Origin of the sequence: Micromonospora sp. DSM 45708, assembly GCF_039566955.1 — a bacterium.
GTDB lineage: Bacteria > Actinomycetota > Actinomycetes > Mycobacteriales > Micromonosporaceae > Micromonospora.
Genome location: NZ_CP154796.1, coordinates 251,870 through 269,775, shown reverse-complemented (window position 1 = coordinate 269,775; position 17,906 = coordinate 251,870). Strand labels below are relative to the sequence as shown.

The 17,906-nt window shown below is 75.0% G+C and carries 16 protein-coding genes and 1 pseudogene; 8 read left to right on the top strand and 9 right to left on the bottom strand.

Annotated elements, in window-relative coordinates:
* Positions 1 to 60: 60 nt before the first annotated feature.
* On the top strand, positions 61 to 636 hold the full coding sequence (locus VKK44_RS01335) for a Uma2 family endonuclease (protein ID WP_343445006.1): 576 nt from the start codon (positions 61 to 63) through the stop codon (positions 634 to 636).
* Here VKK44_RS01335 and VKK44_RS01330 read toward each other — a convergent pair.
* On the bottom strand, positions 617 to 1,039 hold the full coding sequence (locus VKK44_RS01330; protein ID WP_343445005.1) for an ester cyclase: 423 nt from the start codon (positions 1,037 to 1,039) through the stop codon (positions 617 to 619). The two genes, VKK44_RS01335 and VKK44_RS01330, sit on opposite strands and share 20 nt — an antisense overlap.
* Before the next feature lie 163 nt (positions 1,040 to 1,202).
* Between VKK44_RS01330 and VKK44_RS01325 the strand changes: the two genes are divergently transcribed.
* On the top strand, positions 1,203 to 2,249 hold the full coding sequence (locus VKK44_RS01325; RefSeq protein WP_343445003.1) for a glutathione S-transferase family protein: 1,047 nt from the start codon (positions 1,203 to 1,205) through the stop codon (positions 2,247 to 2,249).
* Positions 2,250 to 2,639: 390 nt separating this feature from the next.
* Here the strand turns inward: VKK44_RS01325 and nuoH are convergent, their stop codons facing one another.
* Both nuoH and VKK44_RS01315 read right to left on the bottom strand, forming a co-directional pair.
* Positions 2,640 to 3,602, bottom strand: a complete 963-nt coding sequence (nuoH, locus tag VKK44_RS01320; protein WP_343445002.1) for an NADH-quinone oxidoreductase subunit NuoH — start codon at positions 3,600 to 3,602, stop codon at positions 2,640 to 2,642.
* A gap of 527 nt (positions 3,603 to 4,129) precedes the next feature.
* A pseudogene (locus VKK44_RS01315) lies at positions 4,130 to 4,726 on the bottom strand (NADH-quinone oxidoreductase subunit C); the annotation flags it as partial.
* 103 nt (positions 4,727 to 4,829) lie between these two features.
* Here VKK44_RS01315 and VKK44_RS01310 point away from each other — a divergent pair.
* The gene (locus VKK44_RS01310) at positions 4,830 to 5,876 is read left to right on the top strand and encodes a glucose 1-dehydrogenase (RefSeq protein ID WP_343445001.1); all 1,047 of its coding nucleotides are present in this window, start codon (positions 4,830 to 4,832) and stop codon (positions 5,874 to 5,876) included.
* Between the two features lie 12 nt (positions 5,877 to 5,888).
* Here the strand turns inward: VKK44_RS01310 and VKK44_RS01305 are convergent, their stop codons facing one another.
* Complete coding sequence (locus tag VKK44_RS01305; RefSeq protein WP_343444999.1) at positions 5,889 to 7,205, bottom strand: DUF2252 domain-containing protein; 1,317 nt, start codon at positions 7,203 to 7,205, stop codon at positions 5,889 to 5,891.
* Between the two features lie 37 nt (positions 7,206 to 7,242).
* Positions 7,243 to 7,803, bottom strand: a complete 561-nt coding sequence (locus VKK44_RS01300) for an NADH-quinone oxidoreductase subunit B (protein WP_343444998.1) — start codon at positions 7,801 to 7,803, stop codon at positions 7,243 to 7,245.
* 195 nt (positions 7,804 to 7,998) lie between these two features.
* On the opposite strand from VKK44_RS01300, the gene VKK44_RS01295 reads away from it, so the two are divergent.
* The 3 genes from VKK44_RS01295 to VKK44_RS01285 all read left to right on the top strand — a co-directional run bounded on the left by VKK44_RS01295 (position 7,999) and on the right by VKK44_RS01285 (position 10,817).
* A complete protein-coding gene (locus tag VKK44_RS01295) occupies positions 7,999 to 8,559 on the top strand; it encodes a SigE family RNA polymerase sigma factor (RefSeq protein ID WP_343444997.1) in 561 nt (186 codons plus the stop codon).
* Complete coding sequence (locus VKK44_RS01290) at positions 8,552 to 9,748, top strand: hypothetical protein (protein ID WP_343444995.1); 1,197 nt, start codon at positions 8,552 to 8,554, stop codon at positions 9,746 to 9,748. The genes VKK44_RS01295 and VKK44_RS01290 overlap by 8 nt, the downstream gene beginning before the upstream one ends.
* A gap of 118 nt (positions 9,749 to 9,866) precedes the next feature.
* Positions 9,867 to 10,817: a hypothetical protein gene (locus VKK44_RS01285; protein WP_343444994.1), complete on the top strand. Its 951-nt coding sequence runs from the start codon at positions 9,867 to 9,869 to the stop codon at positions 10,815 to 10,817.
* 60 nt (positions 10,818 to 10,877) lie between these two features.
* Here the strand turns inward: VKK44_RS01285 and VKK44_RS01280 are convergent, their stop codons facing one another.
* From VKK44_RS01280 to VKK44_RS01270, 3 genes are read right to left on the bottom strand one after another with little or no spacing between them, the layout of a single operon-like run.
* A complete protein-coding gene (locus tag VKK44_RS01280; protein ID WP_343444992.1) occupies positions 10,878 to 12,356 on the bottom strand; it encodes a pyridoxal phosphate-dependent decarboxylase family protein in 1,479 nt (492 codons plus the stop codon).
* 52 nt (positions 12,357 to 12,408) lie between these two features.
* Positions 12,409 to 13,839: an MFS transporter gene (locus VKK44_RS01275; RefSeq protein WP_343444991.1), complete on the bottom strand. Its 1,431-nt coding sequence runs from the start codon at positions 13,837 to 13,839 to the stop codon at positions 12,409 to 12,411.
* A gap of 32 nt (positions 13,840 to 13,871) precedes the next feature.
* Positions 13,872 to 14,186: an MGMT family protein gene (locus VKK44_RS01270; protein WP_343444990.1), complete on the bottom strand. Its 315-nt coding sequence runs from the start codon at positions 14,184 to 14,186 to the stop codon at positions 13,872 to 13,874.
* A gap of 13 nt (positions 14,187 to 14,199) precedes the next feature.
* Between VKK44_RS01270 and proB the strand changes: the two genes are divergently transcribed.
* A complete protein-coding gene (proB, locus tag VKK44_RS01265; RefSeq protein ID WP_458351593.1) occupies positions 14,200 to 15,357 on the top strand; it encodes a glutamate 5-kinase in 1,158 nt (385 codons plus the stop codon).
* 71 nt (positions 15,358 to 15,428) lie between these two features.
* On the top strand, positions 15,429 to 16,670 hold the full coding sequence (locus VKK44_RS01260; protein ID WP_343444987.1) for a glutamate-5-semialdehyde dehydrogenase: 1,242 nt from the start codon (positions 15,429 to 15,431) through the stop codon (positions 16,668 to 16,670).
* A 76-nt stretch (positions 16,671 to 16,746) separates the two neighbouring features.
* On the opposite strand, the gene VKK44_RS01255 is transcribed toward VKK44_RS01260, so the two are convergent.
* Entirely contained in the window at positions 16,747 to 17,883 is a 1,137-nt protein-coding gene (locus tag VKK44_RS01255; RefSeq protein WP_343444986.1) for a prenyltransferase/squalene oxidase repeat-containing protein, read from the bottom strand.
* Positions 17,884 to 17,906: the final 23 nt, after the last annotated feature.

Here is a 17,906-nt window from a genome sequence, read left to right as displayed (position 1 = left end):
CGACTCTTGGCGGAGCTATCGTGAGCGCGGGGAGAACGACACACCGGGAAGGGCTCACCGATGACCGCCGCGCTGGAGAGCGACCACCCGCAGGAGCGCGAGTGGACGACCGACGATCTGGACGCGCTGCCGGAGGACGGTCGCCGCCGGGAACTGCTCGATGGAGTGCTGCTCATGTCCCCCTCCCCCACCCGGATGCACCAGAGCATCGCTGCCCTGCTCATGGTGGCTCTCGACGAGGACTGCCCCGACGGGTACGACGTGACCCAGGCGGTCGGCGTGCGGATCAACCGCACCCGCTACTTCATCCCGGACGTGCTGGTCACCACCGCGGCAGCCGCCGCCCGCGAGCCGGCCCGGTACGAGCCGCACGAGGCGGTGCTCACCGTGGAGATCGTCTCGCCCAGCACGCGGTCCATTGACCGGGTGCTCAAGCCGGCGCTCTACGCGCAGGCCGGCATCCCGTTCTACTGGCGGATCGAGATCGAGGACGAGGGCCTCGTCGTCCACACCTACAAGATCGATCCGGTGCACGAGGTCTACACGGAAACCGGTCGGTGGACCAAGTTCGTCGACACCGGCGAGCCGTTCCCGGTGAACCTGCCGATCAGCCGGATCACGCCCCGCCGGGTGTGAGCGGCGGCAACATCTCCACACCGAGCTGCTGGAGCACCTGGAACAGCTCGTTGACGCTCCACACGTCCACGATCCGCCCGGCGTCGTCGAAGCGCAGGAACGACGCCCCGGAGTAGCTGACCACCCGCCCGGTCGGCGGCACCGGGCCGAACTGCCCGGCCTGGGTGCCGGCCGCCCGCCAGTGCACGGCGACCCGCCCGTCGCCGGCCACCAGCTCGACGATCTTGTAGCGCAGGTCCGGGAAGGACGCCCGCCGGTCCCGGTGCCCGGCCAGCACCGCCTCCGGCCCGGCGCCGCCCAGCCCGGGGCACTCCGGGGCCACCAGCTCGTACGCGCTCTCCTCGTGGCCGGCGTTCCACACGTCGGCGATGAAACGTCGGGCCGCCGCCTCCAGATCGGTCACGGCCGGCAGCCTATGCCGGGTCGGCGGCACCCGCCCCGCCGGGACGGACCGGCGCGACGGTCTCCGCCGCCCGAACGGTCATGGCGGCCGTCTCCGCCGCTCGAACTGCCGGGACCGGTCCGAGCGACCATGATGGGAAGCGACGACAACCTGGGAGGTGGGCATGGGCGGCAGCGACGACGAGGTCCTCGACCGGACCGGCGGCAAGTACGTGGAACCGGGCGGCGAGTTCACCCGCGACCAGCGGTACATCGCCACTCGGATCACCGCCGACGGGCGGGACGGCTGGCCGGTGGAGCCGGGCCGCTACCGGCTGGCGGTCAGCCGGGCCTGCCCGTGGGCGAACCGGCTGATCATCGTGCGCCGGCTGCTCGGGCTGGAGGACGCCATCTCGCAGGCCGTGGCCGGCCCCACGCACGACAAGCGGAGCTGGACGTTCGACCTCGACCCCGGCGGCAAGGACCCGGTGCTCGGCATCGAGCGGCTCGCCGACGCCTACTTCGCCCGCTTCCCCGGCTACGAGCGGGGCATCACCGTGCCGGCGCTGGTCGACGTGCCCACCGGCCAGGTGGTGACCAACGACTACGCGCAGATGAGCCTGGACCTGTCCACCGAGTGGACCGCGTACCACCGGCCGGGCGCGCCCGAGCTGTACCCGGAGCCGCTGCGCGCCGAGATCGACGAGGTCAACAAGGTCGTCTTCGCCGACGTCAACAACGGTGTCTACCGGTGCGGCTTCGCCGGCAGCCAGGAGGCGTACGACAAGGCGTACCACCGGCTCTTCGACCGGCTCGACTGGCTGAGCGAGCGGCTGACCGGTCAGCGTTACCTGGTCGGCGACACGATCACCGAGGCGGACGTGCGGCTGTTCACCACGCTGGTCCGCTTCGACCCGGTCTACCACGGACACTTCAAGTGCAACCGGCAGAAGCTGAGCGAGATGCCGGTGCTCTGGGCGTACGCCCGGGACCTGTTCCAGACCCCCGGCTTCGGGGACACGATCGACTTCGACCACATCAAGCGGCATTACTACGAGGTCCACCGGGACATCAACCCGACCGGCATCGTGCCGCTCGGCCCCGACCTGTCGAACTGGCTGACCCCCCACAACCGCGAGGAGTTGGGCGGCCACCCCTTCGGCGACGGCACCCCACCCCCGCCTCCGCCCCCCGCCGAGCGCGTGGACCCCGCCCACACCCCCTTGCACTAACCCACCTCGCCCCACCCGCGCCCCGCCCCACCCGCGCCCGCCCCGTCCCGTCCGCGCCGCGCCCCGCGCCCCGCGCCCCGCGCCCCGCGCCCCGCGCCCCGCGCCCCGCGCCCCGCGATCTTGCACTTTCACGGAAAGAGTGGCTATTCGGGCCCAGATAGCCACTCTTTCCGTGAAAGTGTGCGGCGGCCTGCACGGCGGGCGCGGACCCGGGCGAACGGCGCGGCGGGGGCACGGGCGATGGTGCGGGGCGCACGGCGCGGCGCGGCGCGGGGCGCACGGCACGGGGCGCGGGGCGCGCGGCGCGGCACGGGGCGCGGGGCGCGGCACGGGGCGCGGGGCGCGCGGCGCGGCACGGGGCGCGGGGCGCGGAGGAGGTGTCGGGCGGGGTTAGAGGGCCAGGCGGACGGCGACGGTGAGGACGAGCTGGGCCAGCGCCAGGGGGACCAGGACCAGCCAGCAGAGGCGTTGGAGCTGGTCCTCGCGGAGCCGGGGGTAGCTCACCCGGAGCCAGATGATCACGAATGCCACGGCGAACACCTTGAGCAGCGTCCACAGCCAGCCGAGCTGCGCGTCGGCGAACGGGCCCTGCCAGCCGCCGAGGAAGAGCACCGTGGTCAGCGCCGCGATCACCACGATGCCGACGTACTCGGCGAGCAGGAAGAACGCGAACCGCAGGCCGGTGTACTCGGTCATGTAGCCGAAGACCAGCTCGGAGTCGGCCACCGGCATGTCGAAGGGTGGGCGGCGGATCTCGGCCAGCCCGGCCACGAAGAAGATCACCATGGCTGGCGCCTGCCAGAGTAGCCACCACGGCCGCCAAGCCTCGACGATGCCGCTCAGGCTCAGCGTGCCGGCCGCCATCGCCACCGAGGCGGCGGCCAACACCAGCGGCAGCTCGTAGCCGAGCAACTGGGCCGCGCCGCGCAGCCCGCCGAGCAGGCTGTACTTGTTGGCCGACGCCCAGGCCGACATGAGCACCGCCAGCACTCCGATGCCCACCACGGCGAGCACGAAGAACAGGCCGATGTCCAGCGGCTGGGCGACCAGGCCCGCGGGGCCGAGCGGGATGACCAGCAGCACCAGCAGGTACGGCACCAGCGCCACCGCCGGCGCCAGCCGGAACACCGGCCGGTCCGCCTCGCGCGGGGTGACGTCCTCCTTCTGCACGAACTTGATGCCGTCCGCGACGAGCTGCGCCCAGCCGTGGAAGCCGCCCGCGTACATCGGGCCGAGCCGGCCCTGCATGTGCGCCATCACCTTGTGCTCGGCCTGGCCGACGATCAGCGGCAGGGTGAGGAACGCGACCAGCACGCCGGCCACCCGCAGGACCAGCTCCAACCAGTCCGGCATCAGTCCTCCCCCGCTTCGACGCCGGAGCCCGCGTCGGGCCGGGCCGGGCCGGCGGGCCGGTCGTCCGCCGGTTCCTGCCGTGCGGGGCCGGTCGGTCGCTCCCCCGGCAGCGGGCGCCCGAGCGGGCCGGGTTCCGCCAGCGGCGGGGCGGGTTCCCGCCGGGCCGGGCCGGTCGGCCGGGACGTGCCCGGGACCGGACGAGCCTCGGGGCCCGGCCGCGTCCCACGCCCAGCAGAGGCCGGAGGCGCGAAGCGCTCACCGGAGATCGGAGGTGCAGGGCGCCCGCCGGACTCCGGGCGCTCGCCCGCCTCCGGACGCGGCGGACGCTCACCGGAGGTCGAAGGTGCAGGGCGCCCGCCGGACTCCGGGCGCTCGCCCGCCTCCGGACGCGGCGGACGCTCACCGGAGGCCGGAGGTGCAGGGCGTTCACCGGATGCGGGGCGCGCCGGACGCTCGCCCGGGGCCGGGCGTGCGGGGCGCTCGCGGGCCGGGCGCGCCGGCGTACCCCCGCGTGGGCCCTCGCCGACGCCGGCCGCGCCGGCCGGGGTGGGCGTCGTCCCCCACTCCCCCGGCGCTGGCACGCCCGGCGGCCGGACCGGCCGGCGACCGCCGCCCGCCTCCGACTCGCCCGGCTCCTTCGCGCCCGGCCATGGCTTCGCGACGCGGGAGGCCAGCACGAACTCCTTGCGCAGCGGGTGACCCTCGAACTCCGGCGGCAGCAGCAGCGGTCGCAGCTCGCCGTGCCCGGCGAAGTCGATGCCGAACATCTCGTGGGTCTCCCGCTCGTGCCAGGCCGCGCCGGGGAAGACGTCGACCACCGAGGCCACGACCGGTGTGTCCCGGGGGACCCGGGTGCGCAGCAGCAGGCCGTGCCGGTGCCGCACCGACCAGAGGTGCGCCACCACGTCGAAGCCGTCGGCCAGCTCGTCCACCGCCGACAGCCAGTCGAGGAAGTCGCAGCCCAGCTCGGCGTCGTCGCGCGCCGCGCGCACCGCGTCCGCCCAGCTCGCCGGCGGTACGTCGACGGTGGCGCGGGCGTACCCCTGACCGCCGGAGACCGACGCGGCGGCCTCGACGGGCGCGAGCAACGCGACCACGCGGCGGCCGACCTCTTCCGGAGTCATGCGCTGATCCTATGGCCGTCAGCTCCCGGCCGGGTCGGGCCGTCCGGGCCCGGTTCGTCGCTTTGCCGGGCGGACGGGCGGCCGGCGGGGAAAGATGAGGCTCGTGCGCGCTGTGACTGTGACCCCGGGTGTCCCGGACTCGCTGCGGCTCACCGAGGACTGGCCCGAGCCGGCGCCCGAGGACGGCGCGATCCTGGTCGAGGCGCTGGCGGTGGGCGTCTGCGGCACCGACCACGAGATCATCGCCGGGGAGTACGGCGAGGCGCCGCCGGGTCAGGAGCGCCTGGTGCTCGGGCACGAGTCGCTGGGCCGGGTGCTGGAGGACCCGACCGGCACGTTGCACCCCGGCGACCTGGTGGCCGGGGTGGTCCGCCGCCCCGACCCGGTGCCCTGCGCGAACTGCGCGGTCGACGAGTGGGACATGTGCCGCAACGGGCGGTACACCGAGCACGGCATCAAGGCGTTGCCCGGCTTCGCCCGGGACCGCTGGCGGCTGCCGCCCAAGTTCGCCGTCGGCCTGGACCCGGCGCTGGCGTCGGTGGGCATGCTGCTGGAGCCGACCAGCGTGGTGGCGAAGGCGTGGGACCACATCGAGCGGATCGGCCGCCGGGCCGAGTGGAAGCCGAAGACCGCGCTGATCACCGGTGCCGGGCCGATCGGTCTGCTGGCCGCGTTGCTGGCCAGCCAGCGTGAGCTGTCCGTGCACGTGCTGGACCGCAACACCACCGGCCCGAAACCGGACCTGGTCCGCGCGCTCGGCGCGACCTACCACACGTCGACGGTGGCCGAGCTGGACCTCGCACCGGACGTGGTGGTCGAGTGCACCGGCGCGCCACCGGTGGTGCTGGACGCGATGTGCAAGGCCGCGCCGAACGGCATCGTGTGCCTGACCGGCGTGTCCAGCGGCGGCCGGACCATCGACTTCGACGCCGGCGCGCTCAACCGGGAGCTGGTGCTGGAGAACAACGTGGTGTTCGGCTCGGTCAACGCCGGCCGCCGGCACTGGGAGCTGGCCGCCGAGGCGCTCGCCCGCGCCGACCTGTCGTGGCTGACCTCGCTTGTCACCCGCCGGGTGCCGGTCTCCGCGTACCGGGAGGCGTACGCGTCGACCGGCGACGACATCAAGGTGGTGCTGGACTTCGCGCAGTGAACCGGCGCCGGCTCAGATGCCGGGCAGCTGGCCGTTGCGGAACAGGTCCACGAAGAGCTGGTGGTCCTCGCGGGCCCGGATGCCGTACCGGTGCGCGAAGTCGACCAGGTAGCCGGTGAAGCCGTCGGCGTCGGCGTCCACGGCCGCGACGACGGACTCCTCGGTGGAGTAGTCGACCAGGTCGTGGCTGGACTCGTCGTCGGCCACCGAGTGCATGCGGGCCACCGCCCGACCCAGGTCGGTGAGCACCCCGGCCAGGTCCTCGGGCTCGTTCACGTCGGCCCAGTCGAGGTCCGCCGCGTACGGGGAGACCTCGGCGACGAGCTGACCGACGCCGTCCAGCTCGGTGAAGCCCAGCCACGGGTCGGCGTGCGCCTGCAACGCCCGCTGCGACTCGGCGGTGCGGTGCCCCTGGTGCCGGAAGTACGACCGGACCTGCTCGTCGTCGATGTGCCGCGCCACGGCCGGCACCTGGGCCTGCTTCATGTAGATGACGACGTCGTTCTCCAGCGCCTCGGTGTGCCCCTCCAGCAGGAGGTTGTACGACGGCAGCCCGGCCGAGCCGATGCCGACGCCCTTGCGCAGCACCACGTCCTTGATGGTGGCCGCCACCGGTCGCAGCCGGGCGCTCGACTCCGGCAGCGTGTCCAGGTAGCCGCCGAACGCGGCGCAGACCCGCTCCCGGGTCTCGGCGTCGATCTCGTACACGCCATCGCCCAGCGAGAAGCGGCGCTCGTAGTTGTCGACGGTGGTCTGCGCGGCGAGCAGGTCCACCCGGGTGCTCAGCCGGGCCTGCTGGAGCACCCGGCGCAGCACGCCGTCGGCGTTCTCCAGCGTGATCGAGCCGATCGCGTCGTCCCCACCGGCGGCGATCGCCCGCAGCTCGGCCAGGTACGACCGGGCGAAGCCGGTCACCAGGTCACCGATCACCCGGTCGGAGAGCGCCTTGGCGTAGCCGAGCAGGGCCACACTGGCGGCGAACCGCTTCAGGTCCCAGGTGAACGGCCCGACGTACGCCTCGTCGAAGTCGTTGACGTTGAACACGAGCCGGCCGGAGGCGTTCATGTAGGTGCCGAAGTTCTCGGCGTGCAGGTCGCCGTGGATCCACACCCGGCTGGTCCGGTCGTCGAGGAACCGGTCGCTGGCGAAGTCGCCGCGCTGGTCGGCGTAGAACAGCGACGCGCTGCCGCGGTAGAACGCGAACGGCGAGGCGGCCATCTTGCGGAACTTCCGGCGGAACGCCGCCGGGTCGATCGCCATGGACGCGCCGAACTCCTCGGTCAGCACGTCGACGATGTAGGCGGAACGCTTCTCCGCGGAGTCGGTCATGGTCCGCAGGCTAGCCCCGCCGCGCCACCGGGGCGGCTCAGCCGGCCGGGGGACGCACCGGGGGCGCGGTCAGCGCCTCGACCGGGCGTGGGACCACGTCCGCCGGGGAGGCGAGCCGGTCCGGGCGGGGCACGCCGCCGACGCCGGACTGCTCGGCGGCGATCTTCTCCTGGAGGCGGAGGATGCCGTGCAGCAGCGCCTCGGGGCGGGGCGGGCAGCCGGGCACGTAGACGTCGACCGGGATGAGCTGGTCGACGCCCTTGGTCACCGAGTAGGAGTCCCAGTACGGGCCGCCACAGTTGGAGCAGGCGCCGAACGAGATCACGTACTTCGGCTCGGGCATCTGGTCGTAGAGCCGCTTGACCGCCGGGGCCATCTTGTCGGTGACCGTGCCGCTGACCACCATCAGGTCGGCCTGTCGGGGGCCGTGCGCGAACGGGATCACGCCGAGCCGCATGAAGTCGTGCCGGCCCATGCTGGTCGCGATGAACTCGATGGCGCAGCAGGCCAGGCCGAAGTTGAAGACCCAGAGCGAGTAGCGGCGGCCCCAGTTCAGCACGAACCGGATCGGCTCGCCGAGCACGGCCGGTAGCTGCACCTGACTCCTCCTCCACGGTCCCCGAACCGACAGTCAACCACAGCATCCGGGGCCCGGGCCCGCCACCGGCCACCGCCGCTGTCCCCGACCGGACAGTCGGCCTCCTGCCGGTACGGCAACCCCCGCAACCCGTGCCGGCGTCCGGACGTGTGACCGGTGTGACCGCGCCGGCGGCATGCTCACGGGGAGGACCGGATGACAGTGACGAGGGAGCCGCGGGTCGACGACCCGCCACCCGAGGCGACAGCGACGCGCCCGGACGAGCGTGCGTCCGTCGACTTCGACGGCCTCTACCATGCGCACTTCCGGTCGCTGACCGTCCAGCTCGCCGCCTACTGCGGTGACCTGACCCAGGCGCAGGACCTGGTGCAGGAGGCGTTCTGCCGGGCGTTCGCGCGCTGGCCCCGGGTGTCCCGCTACGACGACCCGCTGGCCTGGATCCGCCGGGTGGCCTGGAATCTGGCCACCAGCCGCTGGCGGCGGGTACGCACGGCCCAGGCGTGGCTGCACCGGCAACGTGAGGAGCACGTGCCGGGGCCGGGACCGGACCGGGTCGCGTTGACCGCCGCGCTGGCCCGGTTGCCGGCCAACCAGCGCCGCGCCGTGGTGCTGCACTACCTGGCCGATCTGGGCGTCGCGCAGATCGCCGCGCAGGAAGGCGTGCCGGAGGGCACCGTCAAGTCCTGGCTGTACCGGGGGCGGGCCGCGCTGGCCGCCCAGCTCTCTTCCCCGAACGAGGTGAACCACCATGACTGAGCCCGAGGACGTGCTGGTGAGCGGTGAGTTCGCCGCGTTTCGAGCGGCGTACGTGCCGGTGGTCCACCCGGCCGGGACGGACGCGGTCCGGCGGACCGTCCGCCGGCGCCGTCGGCGGACCGCGGTGGTGACCGCCGCGGCGGTGGTGCTCGCCGTGGCGGTCCCGGTGGGTGCCAGCGCAGCCCTGCACCGGCGGCCGGACCCACCTCCGGTGCCGGCCCAGACCGTCACCCCGAGCCCTTCCGTGACGGCGTCGCCACCCCCGCCGCCGACGACGCCGGTGCCGAGCACCGCCAGCCCGAGCCGGGCCGCACCGGACGGACGGATCAGCCGGTCCCAACTGCTGGCTGCCCGGGTCGACCTGCCGGCCTGGACACCCGACCCGGACTGCACGGCGGGTCCGACCCGGATCGCCGCCAGCTACCGCAAGGAGGGCGACGTGCTGCTGGAGGAGCTCGTCCACGGCGACGTGGACGGCGACGGCACGGTGGAGACGGTCGCCCTGCTCCGCTGCCAGATCTTCCAGCACGGCCCGTCCCAGGTGGTGGCGCTCGACCGGGACGCCGACGGCCGGATCGTCGTCCTCGGCCAGGTCGCCCGGTCCGCGAGGACGGCTCCCGAGTGGCTGCTCGACGCACAGGTCACCGACCGCGGCACGGTCCGGGTGGAGATGGCGGACATCGCGCCCGGCGGCGGCTGGTCGCTGGACTGGTCGCAGCGGCAGTGGCGCGGCTACCGGTGGACCGGGAAACGTTTCGACCAGGTGGACGGGCCCACCTCGTTCGGCCCGAACCCGCACCTGGCCGACCTGACGGTTTCCGCCGGGAACGTGACGTGGAGCGCGCCCGACGCGGACGGCGCACGTACCGGAACGATCGCGGTCACGGTGCGGAACCTCAGCGCGGTCCCGGCCGACCTGGTCGAACTGCACCTGCGGATGCAGGTGGGCACCGTCGCGGACGGCACGGAGTGGTCGGCCTGTCGGGACGGGGCGCCGCCGACCGGGCCGATCATCTGCCGCTTCGGTCCGCTCGGCCCCGGCGCGGAACGGACCTTCCGGTTCGGCCTGCGCAACACGAACAGCGCCAGCGGCACCGGCATCGCCGAGGTGACGCCGGTCCGCAGCGACGCCGACCCGCTGATGGACCCGAACCACGAGAACAACGAGGACCGCTACACGTACCGCTGACCCGCTGTCGGATTCCTCGCAGAAAAAGATCGCAACCGGATCGACGTCCGTCGCGTGCTACCGGTGACGCCGCGCGGACCAGCCGCGCGGTGACGGGGACCTTGGGAGGACCTTCCAGATGAGGACACGTACCGGAGGCCGGCTCGCCGGCGTCCTGCTCGGCTCGGCCGCCGCGCTGCTGGCGCTCACCGCTCCGGCCGCCGCCGCGCCCACCGCCGACCCGGCCGCCGACATCTCGGTGGGTCGGCTGGTGCTGGAACCGGGCGCGCGCGGCTACCACGGCAGCCTGCCGGTCACGGTGACCAACAACGGCCCGGTCGCCACCTACTTCAGCATCTTCCTGGTGGAGCCGGTCGCCGGCTCGTTCCGCGGCCTGAGCCCCGAGGAGGCGTGCGGCTTCGGGGCGTTGCAGGACAACCGGCGGACCGCCACCTGCGGCGTGCCCGGCGGCGACATCGAGCCGGGCGAGAGCCGGCAGTTCGCCATCAGGTTCGAGGTGCTCACGCCGCCCCGGGACGTCGCGATGATCGCGAAGGGCGGCAAGGTCTCGGTGAACGTCGGCGACGGCCGGGACGAGGTCGCCGACCGGGCCAGCTACGCGGCGCGGTTCCGCTCCACCACGGGGTCGCTGCGCAACCCGGTGCCCTACGTGCAGGACACCCAGGCCCGCGCCTCGATCACCACGGCCGGGGCCGCCACGCTGACCCGCCAGGAGGACGGCAGCTACCTGGGCCGCCTGCCGGTGACGGTCGGTTGGGCCGGTGACGCCGCGCACGACCTGCTGTGGGCCGAGGCGGTCGGGCTGCCGGCCGGCGTGCGGATCTGGGGCACCGACCCGCAGGACATGCCGAGCTTCTTCACCAGCTTCACCGTGCCGGGCGAGCGGCTCATGGCCGGCGAGCAGCGCAGCTTCGACGTGCTGCTCTACGCCGAGCCGGGAACCGCGCCCGGTGACCTCGGCACCGCCACGTTCCAGCTCGGCACCCAGTGGGACGCCATCACGGTGCCCGACGCCAACCCGGCGGACAACACCGCCTCGTTCACCGTGACGGTGGCCGACGCGGGCTGACGCCCCCTCGCCCGGCCGGCGCCCACGCGCCGGCCGGGCTGCTCCGGCGGCCGGCCGGGCTCACCAGGCCGGGCGCTGGAGCAGCCCGACGAACTCCGCCAGCAGCCGCTCCCGTACCGCCGCCGGGGCGGCGTCGAGCAGCGTGTTGACCACCGCCATCCGGTCCGGGACCCCGGTGCCACCGCCCAGGCCGAGCCCTTCGGCCAGCCCGGCCACCAGCTCCGGGGTGAGCGCCTCCGGGGCCAGGCCGGCGGCCAGCGTCAGCAGCTCCGGCGGCAGCACGACCGGGCCGGCGGCCCGCGCCGCGGCGACCGCGTCGGCCAGCGCCGGGGAGAACTCGGCCACCCGGGGCGCCACCGCGGCGGTCACCGTCAGGTGCACACTCGCCGGCAGGTCGGCGTACCGAAGTTGGGGCTGGGTGTGCCAGCCGCGCGCGGTCAGCTCGTCGACCAGCACGAACAGGTCCAACGTCGGGTCGTCGGCGGCGAAGCAGACCACTGTGGATTCCGGCTCGGCCATCAGCCGCAGCCCGTCGGTCGCCCGCACCGCGTCGGCCAGCCCGGCGACCGCGTCGCGGGTGGACGCGGCCAGCCGCAGGTAGCCGTCCTCGCCGAGGTGCCGCAACGTGGCGTAGGCGGCGGCGATCGGGCCGCCGGACCGGGTGGAGGCGATCACCGGGTTGACCATCGTGTAGCCCGGCCAGTCCGCGTACGCGAAGAACTGCGGGGCGCGCAGCGCCGGATCGCGGTGCAGCAGCACCGACACGCCCTTCGGCGCGTACGCGTACTTGTGCAGGTCGACCGAGATCGAGGTGACGCCGGGCACGGCGAAGTCGAACGGCGGCACCGACGCGCCGAGCCGGCGCAGCCAGGGCAGCGCCCAGCCGCCGAAGCAGGCGTCCACGTGGCAGCGCACCCCGGCCCGGGCCGCCACCTCGGCGATCCCGGCCACCGGGTCGACCACGCCGTGCGCGTACGACGGGGCGGACGCGACCACCAGCACGGTCTCCGGCCGGATCGCGGCGGCCACGTCGGCCACCGCCGGGCGCAGCGTCACCGGGTCGACCGGCACCGTGTCCAGCGCCACCCGCAGGTAGTGGGCCGCCTTGGCGAACGCGGCGTGCGCGCTGGCCGGCACCACGATCCGGGGTGCGGTCAGCTCGGGGTGGGCGTCCCGGGCGGCCTTGACCGCGAGCAGCAGCGACTCGGTGCCGCCGCCGGTGACGCTGCCCACCACGTCCGGCGCGGCGGTGCCGGGGCCACCGCCGAGCAGCCGGGCGGCGGCGCCGACGAGCGCGTTCTCCATCGCCAGCAGCGACGGGAAGGCGGTCGGGTCGAGGCCGTTGACGTGCGCGCTCGCCGCGTACGCGGCCTGGGCCAGCTCGTCGAGCCCGGCCACGCCGGGGTCGTAGACGTAGGCGAACAGCCGGCCGCCGTGCGTCGGACGGTCGGCCGCCCGCAACGCGCGGATCTCGTCGAGCACCCGCGCCGCCGGCACCCCCTGCGCGGGCAGCGCGCCCGTCCCCGCCGTGTCGCTCATCAAATGTTCCTCTCGTGACGGTCCGCGCCGACCGGCGGACGGGTGCGGTGCCTCACGCCCGAGCCACCGGCGCGGTAGCGGTGCCGCCGGACCCGGACCCGGTGCCGTCGGATGCGCCGGACCCGGACGCGCTGCCGTCGGACGCGTCGGCGCCGGACGCGGTGGTCAGGTCGGCCGGGGTCAGCGTGTAGCCGCGCAGCAGCGCGACCGGGGCGGCCACCAGCAGGGCGGGCAGCACGGTGAAGCCGAGCAGCACCCCGAGGCGGGCGGAGTCCGGCTGGGCGGCGGCGGCGCCGGTCGACGAGGAGACGTAGCCGGAGAGCTGGAGCACCAGGCCGTAGATGCCGGGCCCGAGCGCCAGGCCGAACGTCTCGCCGGCGGTCCACAGGCCGGTGAACACGCCGGCCTGCCGACGGCCGGTGCGCGCGGTGTCGTACGCGATGCAGTCCGGCAGCATGGCCAGCGCGAAGACCTGCTGGCCGGCGTAGCCGACGCCGATCAGCGCGACCACCGCGTACACCCCGGCGGCCGGCAGCGCGGGCGCGGCGACCAGGGCCAGCGCGCCGGCCGCGAAGAGCAGCGACGCGGCGACCAGCGAGGTGCGCTTGCCGAGCCGGTCGCCGGCCCGGCGCCAGAGCGGCATGACCAGCAGCGCGGGCGCGACGAAGCAGGCGAAGAGCAGGGTGGGCCCGCTGTCCGGCGCGCGCAGCACCTGGTCGGCGAAGTACTTCACGCCGGCCAGCACGGTGGCCACCCCGGCGGACTGGAGCACGAAGCAGACCAGCAGCACCCGGAACGGCCGGTTGCGGCCGGCGACCGCGAGTTGGGCGCGCAGGCTCGGCTCGCTCTCCCCGACCGTCCCGGCCGGCGCGGACCGGGTGCCGAGGAACGCGCCGACCGCGCCCACCACGATCAGCGCGGCGACGAACAGGCCCATCCAGCGGTGGCCGGGCACGCCGTCGCCGCCGGCGGCCACCACCGCCGGGGCCACCGCGCCGGAGACCAGGATGGCCAGCGCCAGCACCGCGATCCGCCAGGTCATCAGCCGGGTACGCTCCGCCGGGTCGGCGGTCAACTCGGCCGGCATGGCCACGTAGGGCACCTGGAAGAACGCGAAGGCGGTCGCGGTGGCCAGGAACGCCAACGCCACGTACCCGGCGGCGGCCGGACCACGCCCGAACGGCGCGGCGAAGATCGCGGCGAACAGCACCGCCAGCGCCAGCCCGCCGCCGAGCAGGTAGGGCCGGCGGGCGCCCCAGCGCGAACGGGTCCGGTCCGAGACGCGCCCGGCGACCGGGTTGACCAGCACGTCCCACGCCTTCGGCAGCAGCACCAGCAGCGCGGCGAGCCCGGCCGCGACGCCCAGCGTGTCGGTCAGGTAGGGCAGCAGGAGCAGCCCGGGCACGGTCCCGAACGCGCCGGTGACCAGCGAGCCCGACGCGTACCCGAGGTGCACCCGGCGGGGCAGGCCCGAAGCTGTCATGGAGCCGAATGCTACTCACGTTATGGTCGCGGTCACATCCCCTGCTCCGGCGACCACGCGGCCGACGCCAGGTCCACCCGGTCGCCGCGCAGCGGGCAACCCTCGGCGCGCAGCCGGGCCCGCGCCTCAAGCTCGTGCCCCGGCGGCAGCCGGCCGGCCGCGTTCACCACCCGGTGCCACGGCACCCCGCCCCCGTGCCGGGCCATGATCGAGCCGACCAGCCGCGCCGACGCCCGGCCCGACCGCTCGGCCAGCGCGTCGGCCACCGCCCCGTACGACATCACCCGCCCGGGCGGGATCCGCTCGACCAGCGTCAGCACCGCCTCGACGTACTCGTCAGGTGTCACGAGCTGCCACGATATGGGAACGCGCCACGATCGGGCGGGCCGCGACCCGCAGAATGGTCGGGTGCGTGAAGCAGTCACCTCGGCCCGCCGGATCGTCGTCAAGATCGGATCGTCCTCGCTGACCACCGCGACGGGCGGCCTGGACGACGCCCGGGTCGACGCGCTCGTCGACACGCTCGGCGCGCTGATCACCGCCGGACGCGAGGTGGTGCTGGTCTCCTCCGGCGCGATCGCCGCCGGCCTCGCCCCGCTGCGGCTGCCCCGCCGCCCGCGCGACCTGGCCACCCAGCAGGCCGCCGCCAGCGTCGGCCAGGGCCTGCTCATCGGCCGCTACGCGACCGCGTTCGCCCGGCACGGGCGCACCGTCGGGCAGGTGCTGCTCACCGTCGACGACGTGACCCGGCGGGCGCACTACCGCAACGCCTACCGCACGCTGCGCAAGCTGCTCGACCTGCGGGCCGTGCCGATCGTCAACGAGAACGACACGGTGGCCACCGACGAGATCCGGTTCGGCGACAACGACCGGCTCGCCGCGCTCGTCGCCGCGCTCGTCGACGCCGACCTGCTGGTGCTGCTCTCCGACGTGGACGCGCTCTGGACCGGCGACCCGGCCCGGCCGGGCAGCACCCGGGTCACCGAGGTGCACGGCGAGGGCGACCTGACCGGCGTCGACGTCGGCGGGGCCGGCCGGGCCGGGGTGGGCACCGGCGGCATGGTCACCAAGGTCGAGGCGGCGCGCATCGCCACCGGCTTCGGCATCCCGGTGGTGCTCACCGCCGCGCCGCTGGCCGGCCCGGCGCTGGCCGGCGAGCCGGTCGGCACGCTCTTCCACGCGAGCAGCCGACGCCCGGCCGCCCGACTCTTCTGGCTGGCGCACGCCACCGCGCCGCGCGGCCGGCTGCACCTCGACCCGGGCGCGGTGCAGGCCGTGGTGGGCCGGCGCAAGTCGCTGCTGCCGGCCGGCATCACCGCGGTCGACGGCGCGTTCACCGCCGGGGACCCGGTGGACCTGGTCGACACCGCCGGCGCGCCGGTGGCCCGTGGCCTGGTGAACTACGACGCGGTGGAGCTGCCCGGCCTGCTCGGCCGTTCCACCTCGGAACTCGCCGCGGCGCTCGGCCCGGCCTACGAACGTGAGGTCGTCCACCGCGACGACCTCGTTTTGTTGTAAGCAGGGGCCCCCTGTTAACGCATTCTGCGTAACAGGGCCCCTCCTGACGCCACTGCGAAGGAGAGCGCACCATGAGCGTCGTCGAGCAGGCCCGGCGGGCCCGGGACGCGGCGGAGGCCCTGGCGGCGGCCACCCGTACGGTCAAGGACGCCGCGCTGCACGCGATGGCCGACGCGCTGGTGGCGCGTACCCCGGAGATCCTGGCGGCGAACGCGACGGACCTGGCGGCCGGGCGTGACGCCGGGCTGAGCGCGGCCGTGCTGGACCGGCTCGCGCTCGACGAGGGCCGGGTGGCCGCCATCGCCGACGCGTTGCGCGAGATGGCCGCGCTGCCCGACCCGGTCGGCGAGGTGGTCCGCGGCGCGACGCTGCCGAACGGGCTGGAGCTGCGCCAGGTCCGGGTGCCGTTCGGGGTGGTCGGCATCGTCTACGAGGGCCGGCCCAACGTGACAGTCGACGCGGCCGGCATCTGCCTGAAGTCCGGCAACGCGGCGCTGCTGCGCGGCTCGTCCTCGGCGGCGCACTCCAACGCCGCCCTGGTCGCGGTGCTCCGCGACGCGGTCGTCGGGGCCGGCCTGCCGGCCGACGCGGTGCAACTGCTCGACGCCAGCACGCGCGACTCGGTCAAGGAGCTGATGCGCGCCCGGGGCCTGGTCGACGTGCTGATCCCGCGCGGCGGCGCGTCGCTGATCCGCGCCGTGGTCGAGGAGTCGACCGTGCCGGTGATCGAGACCGGCGTGGGCAACTGCCACGTCTACGTGGACGCCGCCGCCGACCTCGACAAGGCGGTGGCGATCACGCTGAACGCCAAGACGCAGCGGCTGTCGACCTGCAACACCGCCGAGTCGCTGCTGGTCCACCGGGCCGTCGCGGACGCGTTCCTGCCGGTGGTGCTGGCCGCGTTCGCCGAGGCCGGGGTGACCGTGCACGGCAGCCCGGAGGTGGCCGCCCACTCCGGCGCGGTGGTGCCGGCCACCGAGGAGGACTTCGCCACCGAATACCTGTCCGCCGACATCTCGGTCGCCGTGGTCGACTCGCTCGACGCGGCGGTCGCGCACATCCGGCGGTACGGCACCGGCCACACCGAGGCGATCGTCACCGACTCGCAGCGGGCGGCGCGGGAGTTCGTGGCCCGGGTGGACGCCGCCGCCGTGATGGTGAACGCGTCGACCCGGTTCACCGACGGCGGCGAGTTCGGGTTCGGCGCCGAGATCGGCATCTCCACCCAGAAGCTGCATGCCCGCGGCCCGATGGGCCTGCCGGAGCTGACCAGCACGAAGTACGTGGTCACCGGCGACGGTCACCTGCGCTGAGCCACGCCCGGCCCCGGCCCGCCCACCGGAGAAGGGCCCGCGGAGGGCCCCGGACCTCCACGGCTCCGGGAGTCGGCTACGCCACCCGGAGCGGATTCGGGGCCGGCAGCACGGTCGGGGCCGGCGGCGGGGACAGGGCCGGCAGCACGGTCGGGGCCGGGGCCGGGGATGGGGCCGGCAGCACGGTCGGGGCCGGGGACGGCAGCAGGGTCGGGGCCGGCGGCGGGGACGCGTCGGGGACGCGAGGCGCGGGCAGGGCCGGCGGGGCCGACGGCAGCTCGGGCCCGCCCGAGGGCGGCGTCGGCGCGGGGCGGCGGGACGGCGGGGCGGGCAGCACGGAGGCGCGCGGCACCACGAACGGGGCCCCGGACGCCGGGGCCTCCGGCTCGGTCGGACGGCAGGCCCGGATCGCACGCAGCGTGGTGTGCACGTCGAACTGGCGGCCGTCGTCGCTGTCCCAACCGCCGTCGCTGCGTTGCGTCTCGGCCAGCCGACGCCGCGCCGAGACCAGCAGCCACTGCTCCTCGCCCACCTCCACCCGGCGCAGCGTGGCGGCGAGCCATGCCACGTCCGCCGGGGACATCTCCGGGATGCGGTCGGCGAGCACCGCCTGGATCCGGGCCGACTCGTGGTACATCCGCTGGCGGTGCAGCACCGCCGCGGCGAGCCACCCGGCGGGCAGGAACGACGGCCAGGTCCCGTCCGACGCGAGTTGCGCGGCGAGCGTGTGGGCCGCCGCCTGCACCACCCCGGCGTACGCCCCGCCGACGCGGTGGTCGAGCGGGCCGGCGGCACGGGCGTCCAGCCCGGCCACGGTGAGCCAGAACCCGGCGCCGGCGGTCAGGTAGAACCGCGCCTCGGGGTCGCCGGGGGTGGCCCACTCCGGCGCGAACCCGGCCAGCGACAGGTGCTCGTCCCAGCCGCCGTCGGCGAGCTGGCCGGCGGCCAGCCAGTCCAGCGCGTGCCGGGCGGCGGGGCGGCCCAGCGCGCCGAGATCGTCCAGCTCGGCCAGGCGGAAGCAGGTCGCGTCGACGGAGGCGACGTCGCCGTCGAGCACGGCGGGCCAGCCGCCGCCCGGGACCTGACCGGACTCCGCCGCGTCCAGCACCTGCGGCGGCACCGGCGCGCCGGAGCGCAGCCGGGACAGGCGGGCGCGGTCCACCGCGTCCCCGTGTGCCACGACGAACCCGATCGCCGCTTCCAGATCGACCACGGTCGTGACGCTACCTGCGCGGA

Excerpts from the sequence above, each read along its gene's own strand:
- VKK44_RS01335 (WP_343445006.1), top strand. The coding sequence starts at position 61 with ATGACCGCCGCGCTGGAGAGCGACCACCCGCAGGAGCGCGAGTGGACG.
- VKK44_RS01325 (WP_343445003.1), top strand. The coding sequence starts at position 1,203 with ATGGGCGGCAGCGACGACGAGGTCCTCGACCGGACCGGCGGCAAGTAC.
- nuoH (WP_343445002.1), bottom strand. The coding sequence starts at position 3,602 with ATGCCGGACTGGTTGGAGCTGGTCCTGCGGGTGGCCGGCGTGCTGGTC.
- VKK44_RS01305 (WP_343444999.1), bottom strand. The coding sequence starts at position 7,205 with ATGACCGACTCCGCGGAGAAGCGTTCCGCCTACATCGTCGACGTGCTG.
- VKK44_RS01295 (WP_343444997.1), top strand. The coding sequence starts at position 7,999 with ATGACAGTGACGAGGGAGCCGCGGGTCGACGACCCGCCACCCGAGGCG.
- VKK44_RS01290 (WP_343444995.1), top strand. The coding sequence starts at position 8,552 with ATGACTGAGCCCGAGGACGTGCTGGTGAGCGGTGAGTTCGCCGCGTTT.
- VKK44_RS01285 (WP_343444994.1), top strand. The coding sequence starts at position 9,867 with ATGAGGACACGTACCGGAGGCCGGCTCGCCGGCGTCCTGCTCGGCTCG.
- VKK44_RS01280 (WP_343444992.1), bottom strand. The coding sequence starts at position 12,356 with ATGAGCGACACGGCGGGGACGGGCGCGCTGCCCGCGCAGGGGGTGCCG.
- VKK44_RS01275 (WP_343444991.1), bottom strand. The coding sequence starts at position 13,839 with ATGACAGCTTCGGGCCTGCCCCGCCGGGTGCACCTCGGGTACGCGTCG.
- proB (WP_458351593.1), top strand. The coding sequence starts at position 14,200 with ATGGGAACGCGCCACGATCGGGCGGGCCGCGACCCGCAGAATGGTCGG.
- VKK44_RS01260 (WP_343444987.1), top strand. The coding sequence starts at position 15,429 with ATGAGCGTCGTCGAGCAGGCCCGGCGGGCCCGGGACGCGGCGGAGGCC.